Origin of the sequence: Oceanobacillus luteolus (assembly GCF_042678205.1) — a bacterium.
In the GTDB taxonomy this organism is placed as follows: domain Bacteria; phylum Bacillota; class Bacilli; order Bacillales; family Amphibacillaceae; genus Oceanobacillus; species Oceanobacillus luteolus.
In genome coordinates this window covers 1-3031 of sequence record NZ_JBHUDE010000094.1, presented here as the reverse complement: position 1 = coordinate 3031, position 3031 = coordinate 1, and the positions used below count along the sequence as shown (strand labels likewise).

At 32.0% G+C, this 3031-nt stretch carries 3 pseudogenes; all 3 read right to left on the bottom strand.

What is annotated here, in order from left to right:
• Window positions 1-705: 705 nt before the first annotated feature.
• A pseudogene (locus ACFSBH_RS12435) lies at window positions 706-1071 on the bottom strand (TniB family NTP-binding protein); the annotation flags it as partial.
• A gap of 135 nt (window positions 1072-1206) precedes the next feature.
• Window positions 1207-1758: pseudogene (locus ACFSBH_RS12430) on the bottom strand (integrase catalytic domain-containing protein); the annotation flags it as partial.
• Window positions 1759-1993: 235 nt separating this feature from the next.
• Window positions 1994-2560, bottom strand: a pseudogene (locus ACFSBH_RS12425) (recombinase family protein); the annotation flags it as partial.
• Window positions 2561-3031: the final 471 nt, after the last annotated feature.

Genomic DNA, 3031 nt, shown 5'->3' with positions numbered 1-3031 from the left:
CTTTTGTTAGCATCGTTCATTGGCATAACCTCCAGATTTTTTTCTAAAGAGATTATCTCAAGAACGGATATTTAATAGAAGGTGTTCATTGTTTGACGCTTACCTTTAACGCCTCTTCTAGTGCAATCTCAACGGCTTCATTTAATGTTAAACTCATTTCTGTATTGGTAGAAAGAACTGTTTCATTTGAATCTTCATTCATTGAAAGAGTGCTAAGGGTCTCTGGTTGTTTTTTTGTCTGACAACTTGTTAGTAAAATACAAACAAATAATAATAACAGGATTTTCTTCATACTTTACAACCACACCAGCTACATTTCCAATCCGAATATGAAAAGTGTTGAATGACCTGTTTCATAAAGCACCCCCTCGTATAATATGTTGAATTCACATTTAGAGATAACTTCAGATAACCCAGACAAATAATTAAAAGTCGAAAAAGAGTTGGTATTATTCGAAAAGTAGCAATTTCCTAATCCACATATATATATATTCTATTTTTATTTGAAAACTCCTGCTAGATAAGAGAACTTTTGTTAAAATATATTGAAAAGTAGGACAACTAATAAGTATGGGATTACTTCTTAAAAACGAATATTTCTGAGACAATTTTAACCTGTCGCTTTTGGAGTTATACCTGTTTTTTATTTTGCATTAAAAATAATCATTAAAAGCTATCTTATAATAAAAAGATAGCTTTTAATGATTACTTGATTCCGATTACTAAACTGTCTCGTGCAGCTTCAACAACCTCTGTTGTTATGGTTTCAAGATTATTAATTTCAAGTATTCTTTCGATCTGGGTAAAGAGCCTTTGTATTAGTCTAAAGTTCCCTCCAGTAATCTTAATAATACTGGTTATTGCTTCATAATCAGAAAAATCCTCGAGTTTTATAGAAAGTCCTAACTCTTCCCATTTATATTCTAAAATATGGTGGGTTTCATCTTTACTGAGTTTATCAAATTCATGAGCAAATCCAATTCTAGAGTAGAGTTGAGGATATCGAGTCAATCGCTTCTCAATTCCGGGCATTCCGATTAATATCATTGCTAAATCATTTCGATCATATATATACCCAGGTAAATCTTGTAGAAATAACTGATTAATGGTCGAAAAGAATTTTTCGATTTTCCCACGTCCTCTCGGAACTCCTACTGTAGAAAAAACTAGATTAATTTTTAAATCAATTGCTACTTGTTCCAAATGATTAGAGGTAAAGTCACTTCCGTGATCTGTATAAAATTTTTCAGGGATACCACATATTTGCCAATCCGGGTTGCTTTTTCTCCATATGGCTTGATGTAATACCAAAGATGTTTGTATAGCAGACGGATCTTGAAAAGATAAAAAGTATCCAGCAACTGCTCTACTATAATCATCTAAAATAATTGTTAACCAAGGTCTTTCTGGTTTTCCTTTTTCATTTAAAACAATTATATCTAATGGGGTATGGTCAGCTTGCCAGATCTCATTAGGGTAACTAGCCTCTCGTCGGTGAATTATATCATAAGTGTTTTGATATTCTTTTTTTCCTTCATGGGCTAGTTTTTTCAGTCCTGGCGATAAAGACTTTGAGATAGCATAGACCTGATAATAAGTGGGTTGCTTCCAGTTATTCTTTTTGCATATTTCACAAATCTTTCTGTGAATCGAAGTGACCGAATTTCTTTTGTGGCTAAGTATTAAATTTTTAATTTCTTCCTGTACTTCTTTTTCTACTTTAAAGACTCCCGAGTCTGCTCGACTTTTTCGAACCAAACCAATTAATCCAAATTGCTGATACTTACTAATCCAATATTGAAGTGTTCGTTTAGAAACATTCAGATACCTCGGCAATAGTTTTCAAATTCTTCTCGTGGTTAAGATATGGTGCAATTAACCTGTATTTATCCATAGCCTTTTGTCTTTGATCTTCTGAATAGGATGTCAACGGAGGAAGTTCTTTTTTCATTAAAATAGCTCCTTCCAATAAATGAAGCTTGTACGATTAGGTTTCTTTAATCTTATCTTTATTTAAATATCGATATAAAGTGGCTCTACTAATACCAGTCATTTCAACAATATCCTTTACACTGTATTCTTTAGTATTATAAAGATTTATGGCTTTTGTAATATCTTTAGTTGCTACTCTCGGTCGTCCTCCTTTTCTTCCCCTTGCTCTGGCACTTTTTAATCCTTCCTTTGTGCGTTCAACAATCAAATCTCTTTCAAACTGACTGAAAGCCTGAAAAACGGTCATCATTAATCTTCCTTGGGGAGTAGTAGTATCAAAGTTTTCTTTCACACTAATTAATTTCACATTATTTTCTTCAAAGTAATTTACTAAATCAATTAAATCTTTTGTGCTTCTACCCAATCTTGAAAAACTTTCTACAACAACGATATCCCCTGGTCTCAACTTATCCTTTAAACGATTTAATTCTGGACGGTTTGATTTTGTTCCAGTCATTTTTTCCGTTAAGATTTCATTACAGTTATATTTTTCTAATAAATCCAATTGACGTGATAAATCTTGTTGACGTGTACTAACTCGAGCATACCCATAAATATACTGACTCATAAAAAAATACCACCTTTTCAGTACAATTATATCACAAAGGGTGGTAAATGATACATAGATATTGAGCAATCTTTAAAGACAAAATAAACTATAATTATAAGCTATTTTAGTGTAATAAAAAAAGTCTCAAAAACATTCGTTTTTGAGACCGTTCAATTTATAAGTGGAATTATCTTATGCTTACTTATTCTATAAACGAAAGTCAATTTTTGGTATAGATCTTTACCCCACTGAGTTATTAATTCTTCTCAACGATTTTCTTTATTCTACTGTTTTTCCTTTCTAACTGGAAAAATTTCATGAAATGAAGAGAATTTCATCAATATATAGCATGGGAACAGTTCAATTTTCCCAATATACAAACCTTTTGTAACTGCTAAACTATAATAGACAGTTATTGCTAAATAAGAATGAACACTTTCTATGGGGATAGGCATGTAAAAGGATGTTGCCCCGTAGGGGCGACAGCCT